This window comes from Sphingomonas sp. BK580 (assembly GCF_014194975.1).
Taxonomy (GTDB): Bacteria; Pseudomonadota; Alphaproteobacteria; order Sphingomonadales; family Sphingomonadaceae; genus Sphingomonas.
In genome coordinates, this window is record NZ_JACIAY010000005.1 from 119557 (window position 1) to 136275 (window position 16719).

At 72.9% G+C, this 16719-nt stretch carries 15 protein-coding genes; 4 read left to right on the forward strand and 11 right to left on the reverse strand.

Annotated elements, in window-relative coordinates; genetic code table 11:
* Nucleotides 1-36: 36 nt before the first annotated feature.
* Nucleotides 37-1083, forward strand: coding sequence for an alanine racemase (gene alr, locus FHY05_RS11065; RefSeq protein ID WP_183944459.1), 1047 nt, complete (start codon nt 37-39; stop codon nt 1081-1083).
* 23 nt (nt 1084-1106) lie between these two features.
* Here the strand turns inward: alr and FHY05_RS11070 are convergent, their stop codons facing one another.
* The gene (locus FHY05_RS11070) at nt 1107-2186 is read right to left on the reverse strand and encodes an alpha/beta fold hydrolase (protein ID WP_183944460.1); all 1080 of its coding nucleotides are present in this window, start codon (nt 2184-2186) and stop codon (nt 1107-1109) included.
* 13 nt (nt 2187-2199) lie between these two features.
* On the opposite strand from FHY05_RS11070, the gene phaR reads away from it, so the two are divergent.
* Nucleotides 2200-2757, forward strand: a complete 558-nt coding sequence (phaR, locus tag FHY05_RS11075) for a polyhydroxyalkanoate synthesis repressor PhaR (protein WP_183944461.1) — start codon at nt 2200-2202, stop codon at nt 2755-2757.
* Between the two features lie 456 nt (nt 2758-3213).
* Here phaR and FHY05_RS11080 read toward each other — a convergent pair whose 3' ends face one another.
* Nucleotides 3214-4005: a class I SAM-dependent methyltransferase gene (locus FHY05_RS11080; protein ID WP_183944462.1), complete on the reverse strand. Its 792-nt coding sequence runs from the start codon at nt 4003-4005 to the stop codon at nt 3214-3216.
* Nucleotides 4006-4046: 41 nt separating this feature from the next.
* Between FHY05_RS11080 and FHY05_RS11085 the strand changes: the two genes are divergently transcribed.
* Nucleotides 4047-4241, forward strand: coding sequence for a hypothetical protein (locus FHY05_RS11085; RefSeq protein ID WP_183944616.1), 195 nt, complete (start codon nt 4047-4049; stop codon nt 4239-4241).
* A gap of 60 nt (nt 4242-4301) precedes the next feature.
* Here FHY05_RS11085 and FHY05_RS11090 read toward each other — a convergent pair whose 3' ends face one another.
* Both FHY05_RS11090 and FHY05_RS11095 read right to left on the reverse strand, forming a co-directional pair.
* Complete coding sequence (locus FHY05_RS11090) at nt 4302-5516, reverse strand: aspartyl protease family protein (RefSeq protein WP_183944463.1); 1215 nt, start codon at nt 5514-5516, stop codon at nt 4302-4304.
* Between the two features lie 80 nt (nt 5517-5596).
* Nucleotides 5597-6970 carry a glutamate--cysteine ligase gene (locus FHY05_RS11095; protein WP_183944464.1) on the reverse strand — a complete coding sequence of 458 codons (1374 nt, stop codon included), beginning with the start codon at nt 6968-6970 and terminating at the stop codon, nt 5597-5599.
* Nucleotides 6971-7273: 303 nt separating this feature from the next.
* Between FHY05_RS11095 and FHY05_RS11100 the strand changes: the two genes are divergently transcribed.
* Nucleotides 7274-9979 (forward strand): DUF5695 domain-containing protein, encoded by a 2706-nt coding sequence (locus FHY05_RS11100; protein WP_183944465.1) that lies wholly within the window; start codon nt 7274-7276, stop codon nt 9977-9979.
* 56 nt (nt 9980-10035) lie between these two features.
* Here FHY05_RS11100 and FHY05_RS11105 read toward each other — a convergent pair whose 3' ends face one another.
* The 7 genes from FHY05_RS11105 to sucC all read right to left on the reverse strand — a co-directional run bounded on the left by FHY05_RS11105 (nt 10036) and on the right by sucC (nt 16673).
* Nucleotides 10036-10776 carry a 16S rRNA (uracil(1498)-N(3))-methyltransferase gene (locus FHY05_RS11105; RefSeq protein ID WP_183944466.1) on the reverse strand — a complete coding sequence of 247 codons (741 nt, stop codon included), beginning with the start codon at nt 10774-10776 and terminating at the stop codon, nt 10036-10038.
* Nucleotides 10776-10937 carry a hypothetical protein gene (locus tag FHY05_RS11110; protein WP_183944467.1) on the reverse strand — a complete coding sequence of 54 codons (162 nt, stop codon included), beginning with the start codon at nt 10935-10937 and terminating at the stop codon, nt 10776-10778. The genes FHY05_RS11105 and FHY05_RS11110 overlap by 1 nt, the downstream gene beginning before the upstream one ends.
* A complete protein-coding gene (locus FHY05_RS11115) occupies nt 10934-11335 on the reverse strand; it encodes a DUF2147 domain-containing protein (RefSeq protein WP_183944468.1) in 402 nt (133 codons plus the stop codon). The genes FHY05_RS11110 and FHY05_RS11115 overlap by 4 nt, the downstream gene beginning before the upstream one ends.
* A 169-nt stretch (nt 11336-11504) precedes the next feature.
* Complete coding sequence (locus FHY05_RS11120; protein WP_183944469.1) at nt 11505-13124, reverse strand: NAD(P)/FAD-dependent oxidoreductase; 1620 nt, start codon at nt 13122-13124, stop codon at nt 11505-11507.
* A 199-nt stretch (nt 13125-13323) separates the two neighbouring features.
* On the reverse strand, nt 13324-14253 hold the full coding sequence (locus FHY05_RS11125; RefSeq protein WP_183944470.1) for an electron transfer flavoprotein subunit alpha/FixB family protein: 930 nt from the start codon (nt 14251-14253) through the stop codon (nt 13324-13326).
* Nucleotides 14254-14264: 11 nt separating this feature from the next.
* The gene (locus tag FHY05_RS11130; protein WP_183944471.1) at nt 14265-15014 is read right to left on the reverse strand and encodes an electron transfer flavoprotein subunit beta/FixA family protein; all 750 of its coding nucleotides are present in this window, start codon (nt 15012-15014) and stop codon (nt 14265-14267) included.
* 459 nt (nt 15015-15473) lie between these two features.
* Nucleotides 15474-16673, reverse strand: a complete 1200-nt coding sequence (gene sucC / locus FHY05_RS11135; protein WP_183944472.1) for an ADP-forming succinate--CoA ligase subunit beta — start codon at nt 16671-16673, stop codon at nt 15474-15476.
* Nucleotides 16674-16719 lie beyond the last annotated feature (46 nt).

Sequence of the window (16719 nt, forward strand, 5' to 3'; positions counted from 1 at the left end):
GGCGCCGCGCGCGCGGGCGCGCTAGGCGCAGGCGCGATGACCGACGCCCCGCACCGCCTCGACTGCTCCGCCGCCGCGCTCACCGCCAACTGGCGCGCGCTCGCGCGGCTGAGCGGCGCGGCGGCGTGCGGCGCGGCGGTGAAGGCCGACGGCTACGGGCTCGGCGCCGCCGCGGTGGCGACTCGGCTCGCCGACGCGGGCTGCCGCGACTTCTACGTCGCGACCTGGGCCGAGGCGGCCGCGCTCGCCCCCGCGCTCGCCGGCGGGGGGGCGCGCGTAGCGGTGCTCCACGGCGCGCGCGCCGCCGATCTCGCGCTCGCCGACCTGCCCGGTGTCCGCCCCGTCCTCTCCACCGCGGCGCAGGTGCGGCAGTGGCGCGAGGCGGGCGCCGGGCGCGTGTGCGACGTGATGGTGGACACGGGGATGAATCGCCTCGGCGTCGCGCCGGAGGAGGTCGCCGACGGGCTGCTCGACGGGCTCGCGCTCGACACGCTGCTGAGCCATCTCGCCTGCGCCGACGAGCCGGGCCACCCGCTCAACGCGGTGCAGCGGGCGCGCTTCGCCGCGCTCGCTGGCCGGACCGCGGCGCGGCGGATGAGCCTGGCCAACTCGGCCGGCATCGCGCTCGGCGCCGACTATCATTTCGACCTCACCCGGCCGGGCCTCGCCCTCTACGGCGGCGTGCCGGTGCCCGCGCTCGGCGACGTGGTGCGCCCGGTCGCGACGGTCGCGGCCGAGGTGTTGCAGCGCCGCCTCGTTCGCGCGGGCGGGACGGTGGGCTATAACGCGACGTGGCGCGCGCCCGCGGACACCGCGGTGGTGATCGCGAACCTCGGCTATGCCGACGGCTATTACCGCGCTTTCTCCGACCGCGGCCGGGCCTACGCCGGGGACGTCGCGCTGCCGGTGATCGGGCGGGTCTCGATGGACCTGGTCGCTCTCGACGCGACCGGGGTCGACGTCGGCGAGGGCGACTGGCTGCGCTTCGATCCCGACCTGCCCGCGATGGCGGCGGCGAGCGGGACGAGCCAGTACGAGCTGCTCACGGGGCTCGGGCGGCGGCTGGAGCGACGCTGGGCCTGAGGCAGGCGGCGAAGCGGCCGCGCTCACGCCGCGACCGCGCGCAGCCACTCGGCGAGCGGATCGTAGAGCAACGCGCGCGCCCCCCCGCCCACCATCATCCCGACGTGCCCCGCGCCGACGTCGCGCCGCTCCGCCAGCCCCGCCGCGGTCGCCGCGGGGACGATGCGGTCGCTCAGCGAGACGAACTCGATCGACGGGCACTCGAGCGCGGCGGGATCGATCACGCGCCCGCCGACCCGCCAGGTGCCCGTCCCCGGCGCGTCCGCGCCCACGAGCGCGCCGAACAACTCCGCCCCGGCGGCGTAGGTCAGCGGCGCACCGGCGTTGGCCCAGTCCTCGAGCAGGGCGAAGCGCGCCAGCGTCGCCGCGTCCGCCGTCGCCAGCGCCTCGTATTTGGCGACCGTGCGCGCCGGGTCGAGCTGCCAGAAGCCCGATTGGAGCACCTCCATCGGCAGCACGCCCAGCGCGCGGCAGGCGGGCTCGGCCTGTTCCCACGAGGCGCGCATCGCCGCGCGCGCGCGCGCGCCGTAGCCGGCGAAGCGCCACGGTGCCGCGACCGTCGCCACGCCGGCGCAGCGCGGCCCCAGCAGCGCCGCCGCGGCGAGCGCGAGCGTGCCGCCGAGGCAGTAGCCGACCAGCAGTGGCGGACGGTCGAGCCGCGCCAGCAGCGGCAGCAAGCGCTGGGTGACGTGGCCGGCGAGGTCGAGCGCGGCGTCGCGCGCGCGCGGATGCCCCCAGTCGAGCAGCCAGGGATGGAGGCCCGCACCGGCGAGATGGTCCACCAGCGAGCGACCGCGCGCGAGATCGAGCACCGAGGGCGGGTTGATCAGCGACGGCACCAGCACCACCGGCGGCGCGCCAGCGGTGCCGCCCCCATCCCGCAGCCGTGCCGCACCGCGGCGATGCCGCACCGGTTTCATCCGCCGACCTGCGCGTGGCACCTCCTGATAGCGGCGCAGCCCGGCCAGCGCAGCGGCGCGGCGCTCGGGCGATGCTGCGGTCTCGCGGCGCAGCATGTCGAGGAACAGGGGCAGCGGCCGGGGCACGTCGCGCTTGTGTTGCGGCGCGAAAAATTGTGCGTTACCGAAGGGACTATCGGTCATGGGGGCTCGCGCGATGAAGAAACAGCAGGGCGACGGCGTGGTCGTCATCAAGAAGTACGCCAACCGCCGGCTCTACAACACCGAGAGTTCGTCCTACATCACGCTCGAGCATCTCGCCGCGATGACCCGCGCCGGGCGCGAGTTCAAGGTCGTCGACGCCAAGACCGACGAGGACATCACGCACAACGTCCTCACCCAGATCATCATGGAGGAAGAGAGCCGCGGCCAGACCATGCTGCCGGTCAATTTCCTGCGGCAGCTGATCGCGCTCTACGGCGACTCGATGCAGGCGATGGTGCCAGACTATCTCGAGGCATCGATGGAGAGCTTCCGCCGCAACCAGGCCCAGTTCAAGACCGCGGTCGAGGGCGCCTTCGCCGGTTCGCCCTTCGCCGAGATCGCCAAGCGCAACCTCGAGATGTTCGAGGCCGCGGCCAACGCCTTCAAGCCGGGCGCGACGCCCGCAGCGGCGGGGGGCACGGCCCCCGCCGCAGGTAAGGACAGCGAGATCGCCGCGCTCAAGGCCGAGCTGGCGCAGCTGCGCGACAAGGTCGACAAGCTGGGCGAGTGAGGGCGGCGGCCGGACGGTAGCGTGCTTGTGCGACAGCGCGACCCGGGCACGAATGTTGCGAATGTTGAGTCGCCGGCGCGTGTCGGGCGAACGTTGAGTCGCGGGTGCGTGTAGAGGCGCCACGATCGAGGAAGGAGTCACCCGGGCCTTCTACCAGGGCGTGGGTAGCGTAGGACAGCGCTCGTCGGGCGGGTACTGCGCGGGGCACGGGAAGGAACGTTCAGGCCGACCCGTCGGCGCCACCACGGAGGCTGCGCCGAGCGAACAGCACTCGCCACCGCGAACCGAACGCGCCGCGTGCCGGTCCTCACGTGCCCCATCACTAAGCCGTCATCCTGCACTCGGTTCAGGATCCTCCCGTCGACGAAGCCACCGGCACCTGGGGCGGCGGCGCGGTGCATCCTGAGACGAGCTCAGGATGACGCCAGCGTATCGAGGCCAGGAGGCCCCACGCCTTCAGCGCGGCTTGACGAAGCGGAGCGTCATCCGGTCGCTCTCGCCGATCGCCGCGTAGCGCGCGCGGTCCTTGTCCTTGAGCGCGTAGCTCGGCGGCAGCGTCCACACGCCCTCGGGCCAGTCGGCGCTGTCCTTGGGGTTGGCGTTGATCTCGGAGCGGCCCGCCAGCTTGAACCCCGCCGCGGTGGCGAAGCCGATCACCGAACTGGGCTTCATATAGCCGCTCTTCTCCTCCGCCGCGCTCGGGCGCGACTCGGGCAGGCGATGCTCGACCACGCCGAGCGTCCCGCCCGGCTTGAGCATCTTGTACATGGCCGCGAACATCGCGCGCGCGCGGTCCTCGCCGCCGAAGCGCCAATTGTGGACGTTCCGAAAGGTCAGCACCACGTCGGCGCTGCCGTCGGGCACGCCGGGCTGCCCCGCCTCGGCCGGGAAGGCGGCGAGCTTGACCTTGCCGTAGGTGGCGGCGTCCCTCGCCTGGAGCGCGCGCACCGCGCCGAGGCCCTTCTCCCACGGGCCGGCGGCGTAATAGGCGCCGGTGCGCGCCGTCAGCGGCGCCAGGATCTCGGTGTACCAGCCGCCCCCCGGCCACACTTCCACCACCGTGTCGCCGGGCTTGACGCCGAAGAAGGCGAGCGTCTGCGCCGGGTGACGGTAGCGATCGCGCGCCACGTTGGCCGCGGTGCGCGTCGGCGCGGCGACCGCGGCGGCGATCGGCGCGGGGACGTTGGGGGTGCTGGCCGCTGCCAGCAACGGCGCGGCGAGCAGCAGGGAGCAGGCGAGACGATGCATCGGCGATCCTCCGGAACGATGACGCGCAGGCTGACGCGCGCGTGAGCGATGCGCAAGCCTCGCTCGTCGCGATCGCGTCGCTGGCGCTCGCGTTGGCGCTGTTCGCCGGCTGGCGCGCGCACCGCCGCACGCGCCGCGCCGACCCGGACGCGGTCGGCTGGATCGACTGGACGCTGGTGCAGATGGCGGCGCTGATCGCGCTGGCGGTGTCGGGCTATGTCGCGCTCAGGGGGTGAGCCCGCGGCACCAGGCCCCGGCAAACGCCGCAGCACGAGCCGGCCTGAGCGGACCGGATCCTAGTAGAAGCGCCGCAGCACCAGCACGCGCTCGCCCGCGCCGTCGCACAGGGTGAGCCGCACCGCGCGACCCGGCGCGCCCGTCGCCCAGCCAGCGACCGGCTGGCTCGCGTAGCCCGGCCCGATCGCGGCGCCGTCGACCGCGCAGATCGTGTCGCCGGCGCGCCAGCCCGCCGCTGCGGCCGGGCCGCCGCGCATGACGTGGAGCACCTTGAGCCGGTCGCTCGCCAGGCCGAGCAGCAGCCCGCTGGTCGAGCGCGCCACCGCCGCGCCGCCGGGCAGCGCGCGCAGCAGCATGTGCCCCGCGCCCGGATCGAGCAGCACGCGATAGCGCTGGAGGAAGCCCGAGCCGATCCGCCCGGCCACACCGATCGTGTCGGAGAAGCCGCCGGCGGGCTCGACGCGCAGCTCGACCTCGCGCGCCGTCACGCGACCGACCTGGAGCCGCGGCACGATCGCGAGCTCGCTCACCACGGCGCCGGCCAGTCCGTAGGAGACGGTGGTGGTGGTCGGCACCGCGCGCGCGGCCGCGCCCACCGTCGCCCAGGACTCGGCGCCGAGCGTGATCGACGAGCCGTCGCCGGTGTCGACCACCATCGGGCGCAGCCGCGCGCGCCCGAGCGCCACCTCGCTGACGTAGACCAGCCGGTCGGGCGCGATCGCCAGCGGCGCGCTCAGGCCGGCGAAGGGCACGCGACCGCTGCGCAGCAGGCGAAAGCGCCGCGCGCTATAGTCGATGTCGAGCGCGTAGGCGGCGGTGAGGTCGCGCCCGACGAGCAGGTCGACGGGGGTGGCGCTGCCGGTCGCGGCGGCGGGCAGCTCGGCCACGGCGAGGCTGCCGCCGCGCCGGGTGAGGCCGCCGAGCGTCAGCGTCGCGGTATCGACGCGCCCGACATCGACGCTACCGCCGATCACCGTCGCCTGCCCCTCGGCGCGCACCGCCAGCCGCTCGGCGGCGGCATAGCGCTTGGCCAGCACCGAGTAGCTCACCCCGGTGTCGAGCACCGCGGTGACGTCACGGCCGTCGAGCGCCATGCGGAAGCGGATCTGGTTGCCGGGGGTGAGGTCGAAATCGACCCAGCGTGCCTCGGCGTCGGGCGCGAGCGTGCTGCTGCCCGCCCAGGCAGCCCGCGGCTCGGGCAGCGGCGGCGCGGCCGCGAGGAGCAGCGGCAGCAACAGGAGGGATCGGGCGCGCACCGCGCGGGTGTAGCGCATCGCGGCGGCGAGTCACGGGTCGAGCGGGAGGACGGGTGTGCCGCTGTGGGTGGTGATCGCCGCCGCCGCGGTGGTGGCGCCTAGAAGCTCGCCTCGGCGTAGACCTTCGACACGTCGCCGCCCCACGCGCCGTGATAGCGCTCGAGCAGCTGCTCGGCCGGCACCTTGCCGCTGCGGACGATCTCGCGCAGCGGCTCGAGGAAGCCGGTCTCGTCGTCGCCCGCGGCGTTGGTGCGCCCGCGCGCGCGCAGGCCGAGCGTGGCGATGTCGAGCACCGCGCCCGCGATGTCGCGCAGCGTGCCGCCGCCCGGCAGCGGCGCCGCGAGCCCCAGCCGCGGCACCGAGTCGCGCAGCGTCTGGCGCTGGTCGAGCGTCCAGTCCTTGACGAGATCCCAGGCGGCGTCGAGCGCGCCCTGGTCGTAGAGCAGCCCGACCCACAGCGCCGGCAGCGCGCAGATGCGGTTCCACGGCCCGCCGTCGGCACCGCGCATCTCGAGGAAGGTCTTGAGCCGCACCTCGGGGAAGGCGGTGGAGAGATGGTCGTTCCAGTCGTCGAGCGTCGGCTTCTCGCCCGGCAGCACGCTCAGCTCGCCGCGCAGGAAATCGCGGAACGACAGGCCCGCGGCGTCGATGTAGCGGCCGTCGCGGTAGACGAAGTACATCGGCACATCGAGCATGTAGTCGGCGTAGCGCTCGTAGCCGAACCCGTCCTCGAACACGAAGGGCAGCATGCCGGTGCGCGCCGGGTCGGTGTCGGACCAGATGTGGCTGCGGTAAGAGAGGAAGCCGTTGGGCTTGCCCTCGGTGAAGGGCGAGTTGGCGAACAGCGCGGTGGCGAGCGGCTGCAGCGCGAGACCGACGCGGAACTTCTTCGCCATGTCCGCCTCGGACGCATAGTCGAGGTTCACCTGGATCGTGCAGGTGCGCAGCATCATGTCGAGCCCCATCGTGCCGACGCGCGGCATGTGGCGCAGCATGATCGCGTAGCGGCCCTTGGGCATGATCGGCAGCTCGGCGCGAGTCTTGTCGGGCCACATGCCGAGGCCGAGGAAGCCGATCGCCAGCGTCTCGCCCGCGGCCTTGACCTGGGCGAGGTGGCGGCCGGTCTCGGCGCAGGTCTGGTGCAGCGTCTCGAGCGGCGCGCCCGAGAGCTCGAACTGCCCCGCGGGCTCCAGGCTGACGCTGCCGTCGGCGCCGCTCAGCGCGATAACCTTGCCGCCCTCCTCGACGGGGCGCCAACCGTGCTGGACCAGCTCGCCGAGCAACGCGCGGATGCCGGCGGGCTCGTCGTAGGAGGGCGCGTGATGGTCGCCGCGCGCGTAGACGAACTTCTCGTGCTCGGTGCCGATGCGCCAGCGCGCCGCGGGCTTCTCCCCCGATGCGAGATGGGCGATCAGTTGGTCGCGCGATTCGATGACCGCCGCGCTGTGATCCGAAACGGTCTTCGTCGTCATGGCGCCGCGCTTACGCGCGGATGAACGGACGCGCTAGAGCCGATCGACGCCCGTCCGGTGCGGGATCGCGCGGAGGCGGCGCGACCGCGGAGCGGGTCGGAGTCTGACACGTCGAGGTCGAAGCGTGCTCCGGCGAAAGTCGAGGACAGGGGCGCAGGCACGGCGTTCGTGGCGCTGGGGTCCCGCTCGCGCAGGAGCACGCTCGTGGTTCGGCCGTGGCAGATCCGACCTTAGCAACGCGACGCTTGATCTGACGGGTGTAAACCGACACGCTACGGTATACGATCTGTCCGGAAGCCGTCGATGCGCCCTGCCCTGCTCCTCTTCTCCCTCGCGCTCGCGCTCGCGCCGGCGGCGGCGCGACCGGGCGGCACGGCGGCGGTCGCCACCGCCAGTTACCGCGTCGGCGGCTTCACGCTCGCGCTCCGCGGCGACACGCAGACCGCGACGAGCCTGCGCCCCGACGGCGGTGCCGGCTTCGACTTCCTTCCCACCGGGCGCGAGGCCGAGCGCGCGGGCGACGGCTATGTCCATCTCGGCGATCTCCACCTGCGGCTGCGATCGGCCGGCGCGCCGTGGCGCGACTTCGCCTCCGCCACGGCGCGCCGCCCGATCGCGCCGCTGCCGCCCGCGCGGGGGATGATCGCTGGCGCCGACATCACCGCGACGATGGGCGCGGGCATCCCCCTCCGCGTCGTCCGGCGCTGGCTCGCCGTCGACGGCGCACCGGCACTGCGCTTCACGTTGACCAACACCAGCGACGCCCGCGTCGAGGTCGGCGCGCTCGGCCTGCCGATGGTGTTCGACAACATCATCACCGGGCGCGACCTCGATCAGGCGCACGCGCAGGCGAGTTTCGTCGACCCCGCGATCGCGCGCGACGCGGGCTATCTCCAGGTCACGCGACTCAACGGCGCCGGTCCCGCGCTGCTGGTGCTGCCCGAGAAGGGCACGCCGCTGGAGGCGTGGCGGCCGATCCTCACCGCGGCACAGGCACGCGGCGCCGCCTTCACCGACCGCAGCGCGCGCGCGCAGACCGCGGAAGGGTTCTACGACTGGACCGTCGCCAGCAAGGCCTTCGCCGAGCGCGAGTGGGCCGGCGCCGCGGAGCAGTGGAACACGCCGACGAGCCTCACGCTCGCGCCGGGCGAGTCGCGCAGCGTCGGCGTGCGGCTGGTCGCGTCCCCGACGATCCGCGCGATCGAGGCGACGCTCGCCGCGCAGCATCGGCCGGTCGCGGTCGGCGTGCCCGGCTATGTCGTGCCGACCGACCTCGAGGCGCAGCTCTTCGTCAAGGCGCCGCGCGCGATCCGCGCGATCGCCGTCGCACCGGCCGGGGTGCTGACGGTGACCCGCGCGGGCAGTGTGGCCGGCTGGCAGCGGCTCGCGGTGCGAGGGCGCGGCTGGGGGCGTGCGCGCGTGTCGCTGACCTACGACGACGGCGAGGTTCAGACGGTGAGCTATTTCGTCACCGAGCCGCTCGACCGGGTGATGGCCGACCTCGGCCGCTTCGCGACGACGCGGCAATGGTATGAGGGGCGCGGCGACCTCTTCGGCCGCTCGCCCGCGATCCTCACCTTCGATCGCGCGCGCGGGGCGGTGGTGACGCAGGAGCCGCGCGTGTGGATCGCTGGCATGAGCGACGAGGGCGGCGCGGGCAGCTGGGTCGCGGCGATGATCAAGCAGCTCGACCACCCCGACGCCGGCGAGATCGCGAAGCTGGAGCGACTGGTCGGCAGCACCGTGGTCGGCCGGCTCCAGGTCGCGGACGGGCCGCACGCGGGCGCGGTGCGCAAGAGCCTCTTCTTCTACGACCCCAAGGCCCATTCAGGCTATTACGACCCGGGCCAGGACTGGACGACCTGGACCTCCTGGTCGCGCGAGGACGCCGAGGATATCGGCCGCGCCTATAATTACCCGCACGTCGCGATCGCCCACTGGGTGCTCTACCGCACCGCGCGCAACCACCCGGGGCTGGTGCGCGCGCACGACTGGCGCTGGTATCTCGGCTGGGCGCAGCGCACCGTCGTGGCGATGATGCGCGACGCGCCGCATTACGCGCAATACGGGCTGATGGAGGGCGACGTCTTCGTCGACATCCTCGACGATCTGAAGCGCGAGGGCATGACCGCCGAGGCCGGCGAGATGGAGCGGCTGATGCGCGCGCGCGCCGATCACTGGACGACGCTCCGCTACCCGTTCGGCAGCGAGATGGCGTGGGATTCGACCGGCCAGCCCGAGGTCTACGCCTGGATGCGCTACTTCGGCCACGCGCCGCAGGCCGCGCTGACACGCGAGGTGATCCTGGGCTATGATCCGACGATCCCGAGCTGGGCCTATAACGGCAACGCCCGGCGCTACTGGGACTTCCTCTACGGCGGCCAGGTGGCCCGGATCGAGCGCCAGGTGCATCACTATGGCTCCACGCTCAACGCCGTGCCGCTGTTCGACTCGTTCCGCCGCGATCCGTCCGACCTGCACCTGCTGCGGGTCGCCTACGGCGGGCTGCTCGGCGGCATCACCAACATCGACCGCGACGGCTTCTCCTCGGCGGCCTTCCACTCCGCGCCCGACATGATGCGCTGGGACGATTACAGCGGCGACTATGGCATGGGGCTGTTCGGCCATGCCTATGCCGCAGCCACCTATGTGGTGCGCGACCCAGTGTTCGGCTGGCTGGCGTTCGGCGGCAACCTGCGCGAGGAGAGCGGTGCGGTGACGGTGGTGCCGCGCGACGGCGCGCGCGCGCGGCTGTTCGTCGCGCCGGCGCGGGCGTGGATCACGCTGGAGGCGGGCAAGATCGCCTCGGCGCGCTATATGCCGGCGAGCGGCGAGATCCGGCTGGCGCTCGACCCGGCGCGACCGGACACGCCGGTGGCGCGGCTGTTCCTGGGGGACGGCGGCGGCGGTGGACGGGGCTATGCGCCCGCGGGTGCGACGTTCGAGCGCGGCGGCTGGACGATCGCGCTCGGACAGGGAGCGACCGAGGTGGTGCTGCGCCCGCGGTGAGGATACCTCCGCATCGCTCCTCCCCGCTCGGCGGGCAGGAGCCTATCGACGCGGCCTCACCAATCCCCCGCCGCCGCCATCCACAGCGCCACCGCCGCGGCCGCGGCCGTATCGGCGCGCAGGATGCGCGGGCCGAGCGTGATCGCCACCGCCTGCGGCAGCGCCCGGACCAGCGCGCGCTCCTCGTCGTCGAAGCCGCCCTCGGGACCGATCAGGATGGCCGCCGGCCCCGCGTGCGCGCGCATCGCCGCCGCCGCGGGCACCCCGCCGATCTCGTCGGCGAAGAACAACGCGCGCTCCGCGGGCCAGTCGCGCAGCAGCGCGGGCAGCTTCACCATCGGCGCCAGCTCGGGCACCGCGGTCCGCCCGCACTGCTCGGCCGCCTCGATCATGTGCGCGCGCAGCCGCTCGGCATTGGGCTTGTCGACCACGGTCCGCCGCGTCACCACCGGCACCAGCCGCGCGACGCCGAGCTCGCACGCTTTCTCGACGAGCCAGTCGACCCGCCCCTTCTTGAGCGGCGCGGCGGCGAGCCACAGGTCGGGCACCGGCTCGCGCTCGGCGAGCCGCTCGGTGACGTCGAGCACCAGCTCGCGCTTGCCGACGCTCGCCGCGGTGGCGAGCCACTCGCCCGTCACATCGTCGAACAGCCGCACCGGGTCACCCGCGCGCAGCCGCATCACCGCGATGAGATAATGCGCCTGCGCCCCGCCGAGCGCGCGCGGGCCGGGGGCGAGCGGCGCCTCGACGTACAGCCGCGGGGTCGAGCGCGGCGGCCAGGCGGGAGTCGCGCCCATCAGCGGCGCCCGCGCGCGAGCAGCAGCCGCGCCACGAGGAACGCCGCGCCGCCGAGCAGCGCGATGCCGATCACGCTCACCGCGATGACGCCCGCCACCCGCAGGATCGCGTAGAACAGCGCCTCGAAGAAGCGCCCGAGCGCGACCGAGAGATGGATCACCTCCCCGTCACGCGGGACCAGCGCTGCGCGCGGCAGCCGAAGCCCGCGAAGAGGCAGCCCTCGGCGACGAGGGTATCGCGGCCCTCCAGGTGAAGCGTGCCGTCGACCTCGCTGCCGAGATCGGGGACGAAGACGGTGCCGGCATATTGGCCGTCCTCGCCGCGCTCGAAGCCGCGGAACAGCGCGGTACCGATCAGCCGCTCGGTGCCGCCGGCCGCGGCGTCGTCGCGCGCCTTCTCGCTCGCGGACACCACCGTGCCGCACATCCCCGGCTCACCGCGGCACGGCGCGACGCGGATGCGCACGCTGTCGCCCGCGTTGCGCCAGGTACCGGCGAGCGGGTCCGCCGCGGCGGCGGGAGCGGGCGCGAGCGCGAGGAGGAGAGCGAGCGGGAGCATGGCGGCGAGATAGGGGAGGAAACGGGCGGTTTTAAGTCCGTCCGGTTCGGTCACCTGGCCGCGTGCCCCGGCGAAGGCCGGGGCCCAGCCGGGAAGGCGGAGGTGAGACTCATCAGCGTCTCCCACCTGGGCCCCGGCCTCCGCCGGGGCACGCCCGCCGTCCGCCGGGCTACGCCGCCAGCCTGGCCGCCACTGCCTCGGCCACCTTGATCCCGTCGACCGCCGCCGAGAGGATGCCGCCGGCATAGCCCGCGCCCTCGCCCGCCGGGTAGAGCCCGGCGGTGTTGAGGCTCTGCATGTCCGCGCCGCGCGTGAAGCGCACCGGCGAGGAGGTGCGCGTCTCCACCCCCGTCATCACCGCGTCCGGGTGGTCGTAGCCGCGGATCTGGCGGCCGAACACCGGGAGCGCCTCGCGCATCGCCTGGATCGCGAAGTCGGGCAGGCAGGCGGCGAGGTCGGTCGGCGTCACGCCCGGGCGGTAGCTCGGCGTCACGCTGCCCAGCGCGGTCGAGGCGCGGCCCTCGAGGAAGTCACCGACGCGCTGCGCCGGGGCGCGATAGTCGCCCCCGCCGGCGACGAAGGCGCGCTCCTCCCAGTGGCGCTGGAGCGAGATGCCGGCGAGCGGGTCGCCGGGATAGTCGCGCGCCGGGTCGATCGCGACCACCAGCCCCGAGTTGGCGTTGCGCTCGTTGCGCGAATATTGGCTCATGCCGTTGGTGGCGACTCGCCCCTCCTCCGAGGTGGCGGCGACGACCGTGCCGCCCGGGCACATGCAGAAGCTGTAGACGGTGCGGCCGTTCGAGCAGTGATGCGAGATGTGATATTCGGCGGCGCCCAGCGCGGGGTGGCCGGCGTCGTCGCCGAAGCGCGCGCGGTCGATCCACGACTGCGGATGCTCGATCCGCACGCCGAGCGAGAAGGGCTTTGCCTCGGCATGCACCCCCGCCCCGACCAGCATGCCGAACGTGTCGCGCGCGCTGTGCCCGACCGCGAGCACGACGTGCTCGGCCTCCAGGTACGAACCGTCGTGGAGGTGCAGCCCGCGCACGCGGCGCTCGCCGCGCGCGTCCGCCTCGACGTGGAGCCCATCGACCCGCGTCGAGAAGCGATACTCGCCGCCCAGCGCCTCGATCGACGCGCGCATGCTCTCCACCATCGTCACCAGCCGGAAGGTGCCGATGTGCGGGTGCGCCTCGGTGAGGATCTCGGGCGGCGCGCCGGCGGCGACGAACTCCTCCAGCACCTTGCGGTTGAGGTGGCGCGGGTCCTTGATGCGGCTGTAGAGCTTGCCGTCGGAGAAGGTGCCCGCGCCGCCCTCGCCATATTGCACGTTCGACTCTGGCTGCAGCACGCCGCGGCGCCACAGGCCCCAGGTGTCCTTGGTGCGCTCGCGCACCACCTTGCCGCGCTCGAGCAGGATCGGGCGGAAGCCCGCCTGCGCCAGGATCAGCGCGGCGAACAGGCCGCACGGCCCGGCGCCGATCACCACCGGGCGCTGGCGCGCGCCGCCGCTCGGGGCGACCACTGGGGGGCGGTACGCGGTGTCGGGGGCCGGGCGGACATCCTTGTCCGCGCCGAGCCGCGCCATCACCGCGGCCTCGTCGCGCAGCGCGACGTCGACCGAGTAGACCAGCGCGATCCGCCCGCGCCCGCGCGCGTCATGCCCGCGGCGCGCCACCTGCCAGCCGAGCACGTCGCTCGCCGCGACGCCGAGCCGCTCGTGCAGCGCGGCGGGGAGCGCGTCGTCGTCGTGACGCAGCGGCAGGCGCAGGTTGGAGAGCCGGATCATAGCGCGCGCCTTACACCGCGCGGGCGCGGCGGCCAAATCGCGTGGACGGGATCATCGATCCTCCCCGGCACGGGGAGGGGGACCAGCCGAAGGCTGGTGGAGGGGGCTCCCGCATACGAGCTGGTGCGTGAGCGAAGAGCCCCCTGCACCACCGCTTCGCGGCAGTCCCCCTCCCCGCCGAGCGGGGAGATCTACCCCCTCACAGCTTCTCGGTCAGCTCCGGCACGATCTTGAACAGGTCGCCGACCAGGCCGACGTCGGCGACCTGGAAGATGGGCGCGTCCTCGTCCTTGTTGATCGCGACGATGATCTTCGAGTCCTTCATCCCCGCGAGATGCTGGATCGCGCCCGAGATGCCGACCGCGACATAGACCTCCGGCGCGACGATCTTGCCGGTCTGGCCGACCTGATAGTCGTTGGGAACATAGCCCGCGTCGACCGCGGCGCGGCTCGCGCCCACCGCCGCGCCGAGCTTGTCGGCGAGCGGCTCGATCAGCTCGTGGAACTTCTCGCCCGAGCCGAGCGCGCGCCCGCCCGAGACGATCACGCGCGCGCTGGTCAGCTCGGGGCGGGTCAGCGCCGCGATCTCGGCGCCCTCGAAGGTCGCGAGCCCGGTGTCACCGGTGGCCGCCACCGCCTCGATCATGCCGCTGCCGCCCTCCGCCGCCGCCTTCTCGAAGGCGGTGCCGCGCACCGTCAGCACCTTCTTGGCGTCGCGCGTCTGCACCGTGGCGATCGCGTTGCCGGCGTAGATCGGGCGCGTGAACGTGTCCTCGCCCTCGACCGAGAGCACGTCGCTGATCTGCATGACGTCGAGCAAAGCGGCGACGCGCGGCGCGAGCGCCTTGCCGGTGGTGGTGGCGGGCGCGACGAAGGCGTCGTGGTGCCCCATCAGCTCGACCGCCAGCGGCGCGACATTCTCGGCGAGCTGGTGCGCGTAGGCCGCGTCGTCGGCGACATGGACCTTGCCCACGCCAGCGATCTTCACGGCCGCCTGCGCGACGGCGTCGACCCCCTGCCCCGCGACCAGCAGGTGGACCTCGCCGAGCTTGGCCGCCGCGGTCACCGCGGAGAGCGTGGCGTCCTTGACGGACTGGCCGTCGTGCTCGACCCAAACCAGAGTCTTCATGCTGCGCTCCCTTACTTCGCGATGCCGAGCGACTTGAGCTTGCCCGCCAGCTCGTCGACGTCGGCGACCTTGACGCCCGCGGTGCGCTTGGCCGGCTCGGCCACCTTCACCGTGGTGAGCCGCGGCGCGACGTCGACGCCGATGTCGGCGGCGGTCTTGGTCGCGAGCGGCTTCGACTTGGCCTTCATGATGTTGGGCAGCGAGGCGTAGCGCGGCTCGTTGAGGCGCAGGTCGGTCGTCACGATCGCGGGGAGCGTGTAGCGGTCGGTCTCGAGCCCGCCGTCGACCTCGCGCGTCACCGTCACCGCGTCGGCGCTCAGCTCCACCTTGGAGGCGAAGGTCGCCTGGCCCCAGCCGAGCAAGGCGGCGAGCATCTGGCCGGTCTGGTTGTTGTCGTCGTCGATCGCCTGCTTGCCGAGGATGACGAGCCGCGGCTGCTCCTCCTCGACGATCTTGGCGAGGATCTTGGCGACGCCGAGCGGCTCCACCTTGGTGTCGCTGGTGACCAGGATGGCGCGGTCCGCGCCCATCGCCAGCGCGGTGCGCAGCGTGTCCTGCGCCTTGGGCTCGCCGATCGAGACCGCGACGATCTCGGTGACGGTGCCCTTCTCCTTGAGCCGGATCGCTTCCTCGACCGCGATCTCGTCGAAGGGATTCATGCTCATCTTGACGTTGGCGAGGTCGACCCCCGAGCCGTCCGCCTTCACACGGGGTTTCACGTTATAGTCAAGCACGCGCTTGACCGGCACCAAGACCTTCATCAGCGTCCTTCCGATCCTGCGGTCGGGGCACGCGTTCGCGGCCCCGGTCTGGGCTCCACATGGCGGTTTTCCGCGCTTTTCGCAAGTTCAGTACGGAAAGCGCGGTTGCCGTAGCGGCAGCAATCGCGGCGTCAACGCGCGGGGCGCGGACATGGTGTCCGGGGCGGGTGATTTTCGCGTCGTGCCGCGGCTGAGGTGGCAGGGTCCCGCTTCTTGCATCGCCCCACTACAGGGAGAGCGACCACCCCGGCCTAGCTAGTCACCACCCCGGCGAGCGCCGGGTCCAGGTGGGTGGTCCTCGGTCGAACGAGCGAGGCGCGTCGTCACGTGGGCCTTCCCACCTGGACCCCGGCGTCCGCCGGGGTGGTCAGGAAAGGCGAGGCGCCCCTCAACGTCATCCCGGACCAAGTCCCAGACGATGGGGGCGGGCGGCGCCACCGGGCGCCGCCCCCTCACGCCTCAGGCGACCTTCTTCACCTCGGCGACGATCTTCTGCGCGGCGTCGCCCAGGTCGTTGGCGGGGACGATCGCGAGGCCGGAGGTGGACAGGATCTCCTTGCCCTTCTCCACATTGGTGCCCTCAAGCCGGACGACCAGCGGCACCGACAGGTTCACTTCCTTCGCCGCGGCGACGATGCCCTCCGCGATGATGTCGCACTTCATGATGCCGCCGAAGATGTTGACGAGGATGCCCTTCACCGCGGGATCGGCGAGGATGATCTTGAACGCCGCGGTCACCTTCTCCTTGCTCGCGCCGCCGCCGACGTCGAGGAAGTTGGCGGGGAACATGCCGTTGAGCTTGATGATGTCCATCGTCGCCATGGCGAGGCCGGCGCCGTTGACCATGCAGCCGATGTCGCCGTCGAGCTTGATATAGGCGAGGTCGTACTTGGACGCCTCCAGCTCGGCCGGGTCCTCCTCGGTCTCGTCGCGCAGCTCGGCGAGGTCCTTGTGGCGGAACATCGCGTTGCCGTCAAAGCCGACCTTGGCGTCGAGCACCATCAGCTTGTTGTCGTCGGTCACCGCGAGCGGGTTGATCTCGATCTGCGAGGCGTCGGTGCCGAGGAAGGTGTCGTACACCTTGGCGGCGAGGCTGTGCGCCTGCTTGGCGAGGTCGCCGGTCAGGCCGAGCGCGTTCGCCACGGCGCGGCCGTGGTGCGGCTGGAAGCCGGTCGCCGGGTCCACCGCGAAGGTGTGGATCTTCTCGGGCGTGTCGTGCGCGACGGTCTCGATGTCCATCCCGCCCTCGGTCGAGACGACGAAGGCGACTCGGCCGGTAGCGCGGTCGACCAGCAGCGCGAGGTAGAATTCCTTGGCGATGTCGACGCCGTCGGTGACGTAGAGGCGGTTGACCTGCTTGCCGGCGTCGCCGGTCTGGATCGTCACCAGCGTGTTGCCGAGCATCTCGGTGGCGGCGTGGCGCACCTCGTCCTCGGTCTTGGCGAGGCGGACGCCGCCCTTGGCCTCGGCCGGCAGCTCCTTGAACTTGCCCTTGCCGCGCCCGCCGGCGTGGATCTGCGCCTTCACCACGTAGAGCGGCCCGGGCAGCTTTTTGGACGCGGCGACCGCCTCCTCCACGCTCATCGCGGCGAAGCCCGCGGGCACCGGCACGCCGAACTTCGCGAGCAGCTCCTTGGCCTGATATTCGTGGATGTTCATGCGCGGTCTCCGAGACAGCAGGACAGACTAGACTGGAGCGTGCCTT

Excerpts from the sequence above, each read along its gene's own strand:
- sucC (WP_183944472.1), bottom strand. The coding sequence starts at position 16,673 with ATGAACATCCACGAATATCAGGCCAAGGAGCTGCTCGCGAAGTTCGGC.
- FHY05_RS11095 (WP_183944464.1), bottom strand. The coding sequence starts at position 6,970 with ATGACGACGAAGACCGTTTCGGATCACAGCGCGGCGGTCATCGAATCG.
- FHY05_RS11105 (WP_183944466.1), bottom strand. The coding sequence starts at position 10,776 with ATGGGCGCGACTCCCGCCTGGCCGCCGCGCTCGACCCCGCGGCTGTAC.
- alr (WP_183944459.1), top strand. The coding sequence starts at position 37 with ATGACCGACGCCCCGCACCGCCTCGACTGCTCCGCCGCCGCGCTCACC.
- FHY05_RS11100 (WP_183944465.1), top strand. The coding sequence starts at position 7,274 with ATGCGCCCTGCCCTGCTCCTCTTCTCCCTCGCGCTCGCGCTCGCGCCG.
- FHY05_RS11080 (WP_183944462.1), bottom strand. The coding sequence starts at position 4,005 with ATGCATCGTCTCGCCTGCTCCCTGCTGCTCGCCGCGCCGTTGCTGGCA.
- FHY05_RS11070 (WP_183944460.1), bottom strand. The coding sequence starts at position 2,186 with ATGACCGATAGTCCCTTCGGTAACGCACAATTTTTCGCGCCGCAACAC.
- FHY05_RS11120 (WP_183944469.1), bottom strand. The coding sequence starts at position 13,124 with ATGATCCGGCTCTCCAACCTGCGCCTGCCGCTGCGTCACGACGACGAC.
- FHY05_RS11130 (WP_183944471.1), bottom strand. The coding sequence starts at position 15,014 with ATGAAGGTCTTGGTGCCGGTCAAGCGCGTGCTTGACTATAACGTGAAA.
- phaR (WP_183944461.1), top strand. The coding sequence starts at position 2,200 with ATGAAGAAACAGCAGGGCGACGGCGTGGTCGTCATCAAGAAGTACGCC.
- FHY05_RS11090 (WP_183944463.1), bottom strand. The coding sequence starts at position 5,516 with ATGCGCTACACCCGCGCGGTGCGCGCCCGATCCCTCCTGTTGCTGCCG.
- FHY05_RS11125 (WP_183944470.1), bottom strand. The coding sequence starts at position 14,253 with ATGAAGACTCTGGTTTGGGTCGAGCACGACGGCCAGTCCGTCAAGGAC.
- FHY05_RS11115 (WP_183944468.1), bottom strand. The coding sequence starts at position 11,335 with ATGCTCCCGCTCGCTCTCCTCCTCGCGCTCGCGCCCGCTCCCGCCGCC.